The organism is Nostoc sp. CHAB 5836 (assembly GCF_020829445.1).
GTDB lineage: Bacteria > Cyanobacteriota > Cyanobacteriia > Cyanobacteriales > Nostocaceae > Nostoc.
Map to the genome: position 1 here is coordinate 1 of NZ_JAIVFV010000350.1, position 2,920 is coordinate 2,920.

The window sequence follows — 2,920 nt, forward strand, 5'->3', positions numbered from 1 at the left end:
GTCCTACATAGAGATAACGAATTACGCGTCTTTCTAACAATCATCCCACAGCAGCCGTGAATATAAAAGCAATAATCAAAGCCAAAAATATATAGACTTCAAACCACACTCCACCCAATTGCTTACAAGCATTTTGCACAACAAATGTTGTATAAGCACCGAACATCATCAATTCACCATGTGCCATATTGATGACACCCATCAATCCAAATATAATGGCTAGTCCCAACGCGGCAATTAATAATACAGCGCCAATACTAATACCATTAAATACAGCTTCTAAGAAACCTGTTAACACTTTTTTCCCTTATATAATATCAGCTTCTCATTTTTAGAATTACCGTAGGGCGTGTTCGGCGCACATTAATTCCTAGCGAATTCTCTTTGCGTTCCTTTGCGCTTCCCTTTGCGCCCCTTTGCGTTTAAATTTAAACCCTCAATTCGCCACGATTTTATGCTGCATCTGTACTAAGATGGTGCGTTAGGCTAAAGCCGTAACACACCCTACTTATTTCAATCGTTAATTAATTACGAATTCCGAACTTGTGCCGAGGTAAGTCGAGGTATTATGAATCACGAATTATAGCACTTTTCGTTTGGATGCAATACACTCTGACCTCTCTCCTAAAAGGAGAGAAGCTTTGAGTCTTACTCCCCAACGCTACAAAGGTTGGGGCTGGGGGTTAGGTGTGTATTCCATGCAATTGATAACCGCTATATTTACACTTTTTTGTACTTACCACCCTTAGCAGGGTCACTCCAATCACAAGCAAATCCCTTCGTTTCTTTTACAAATTGATTCCAAGGAACTGGCTCAACTGCTGTCGGAGTAGCATAGACAATATCAAACAATCCATCTTGCTTAACTTGACCAATCCGTACAACTTTAGATATGTGATGATTGGCATCCATTGTTACTTTACCTTCAGGTGCATCTAGAGTTTGACCATAAGCCGCAGCAGTCACTTTGGCTATGTCTGTAGTCCCAGCTTTTTCTACTGCTTGCTTCCATAAATAAACTGCAATGTATGCTGCTTCCATTGGGTCATTTGTTACCCGACTTTCACCATACTCTTTCTTGAAAGCTGCAACAAACTTTTTATTGGCAGGTGTGTCTACTGTTTGGAAATAGTTCCAAGCTGCATAGTGACCTTTGAGATACTCTACACCAATTGCTTTGACTTCTTCCTCAGCAATACTTACAGACATAGAAGGATACTTTTCTGGTGTCAATCCAGCCCCTTTCAATTGTTTGAAGAAAGCAACGTTGCTATCACCATTTAGGGTGTTATAAATCACGCCACCATTGGGCAAATTTTGCTTAATTTTAGTGATAATTGGTGTAACTTCTGTGTTACCAAGAGGTAAATAATCTTCGCCAACTGTTTTTCCACCTAAAGCTTCTAATTGAGCTTTAATGATGGTATTAGCAGTGCGGGGAAAAACGTAGTCAGAGCCAACTAAGAAGAATTCTTTACCTTTATTTTTTAACAGCCAATCAACAGATGGTTCAATTTGTTGATTTGGTGCAGCGCCAGTGTAAAAAATATTTTTAGAACACTCTTGACCTTCATATTGCACAGGATACCAGAGCAGATGATTTTTGCTCTCAAATACTGGCTTAACATTCTTGCGGCTAGCAGAAGTCCAACAACCAAAAACTACAGTGACTTTATCTTGATCAATTAGCTTGGTTGCCTTTTCTCTAAAAGTATCCCAGTTAGAAGCACCATCTTCGGTAACTGCTTCAATTTGTTTACCTAAGACACCGCCAGCTGCGTTAATTTCTTTGATGGCTAATTTTTCAGCATCGACAACGCTTTTTTCACTAATCGCCATCGTACCACTCAGAGAGTGCAAAATACCTACTTTGATTGTAGTACCAGCAGTAGCCGCAGCTGGGGAAGCAGTAGGAAGCACTGCTGGAGTCTCTGTAGCGATTGGGGAATTATTCGCGCAAGCTTTCAAAAAAAAGCTGCTTCCGAAAGTTAAAGAACCGTAGATTAAAAACTTGCGTCGGTTAAATTGTCTTCTCATTTTTTATGAATTTTCCTTTTGATGATTCAGCTAACTTACAGAAAGCTGACAATATCAATCTTTAAATTTTGATATTAGTGCCATAGTTTACAAGAAAAAAGTTATTCATTATACAAAAAAGTTTGTTTTCGTAATAAAAAACAAACTTTTTAATATTAAAGTTTGTCATTGGTCATTGGTCATTGGTCATTAGTAAGGGTTTGAAGCTTATTTACGTTTCGTAACATACTTGGTTTTTTTCACACCAACGGACTTAAAATATCAGGCGATCGCACTTTGCGGATATCTTAGAGATCGCACTAAGTAAGTCGGCAAGAATAAACCAAGCTATATTACGAAACGTAAATATGCCTTAAACCCTTATAAATGAAGAAGGACAAATGACAAATGACAAATGACAGCTTTAGCCAGTTAGCTTTATTTGCGTCCCTCTACTTACGCATTCTACATCATTAACAAAGTTGCCAGTTCTGGATATTGACAGAAAAACCCATCAATGCTGGCTAATCTGGCTTGATATTCAATGGCTGTGGCGATAATAATTCTGTCAAAAGGATCTCGATGAATGGGTGATAAATTAACAGCACAAGAGGCGATCGCAGGAGTCAAGGGTAAAAGCGATATTCCTGAAGGCGATAAGGCTTCTTGAAACCATTGTTCTAAAGGACAAGGTAAGAATAAACGTCCTCTTTGTTGGGCGAAAGCTACTTCATAACAGGATACTGGCGAAATTCCCACCTGATTGGCTGTTTCTATTAACCCAAGTTGCGGGTTATCGACTGATGCGTGCTTGTCACCCCTCAATTTATGCGATCGCGTACAACAAAGTGGCGGTGACCTTACGCGTCACCGCACCTGAGAGTTGATTGAGCATTCATTTACT

Annotated in this window: 2 protein-coding genes and 1 pseudogene; all 3 read right to left on the reverse strand. The window is 39.3% G+C overall.

Going from position 1 to position 2,920, the window contains the following annotated elements:
- Window positions 1-43: 43 nt before the first annotated feature.
- Window positions 44-298: pseudogene (locus tag LC605_RS32225) on the reverse strand (branched-chain amino acid ABC transporter permease); the annotation flags it as partial.
- A 422-nt stretch (window positions 299-720) separates the two neighbouring features.
- A complete protein-coding gene (urtA, locus tag LC605_RS32230; RefSeq protein WP_229551435.1) occupies window positions 721-2,037 on the reverse strand; it encodes an urea ABC transporter substrate-binding protein in 1,317 nt (438 codons plus the stop codon).
- 444 nt (window positions 2,038-2,481) lie between these two features.
- Window positions 2,482-2,841 (reverse strand): type II toxin-antitoxin system VapC family toxin, encoded by a 360-nt coding sequence (locus LC605_RS32235; protein ID WP_229551436.1) that lies wholly within the window; start codon window positions 2,839-2,841, stop codon window positions 2,482-2,484.
- Window positions 2,842-2,920: the final 79 nt, after the last annotated feature.

Excerpts from the sequence above, each read along its gene's own strand:
- urtA (WP_229551435.1), bottom strand. The coding sequence starts at position 2,037 with ATGAGAAGACAATTTAACCGACGCAAGTTTTTAATCTACGGTTCTTTA.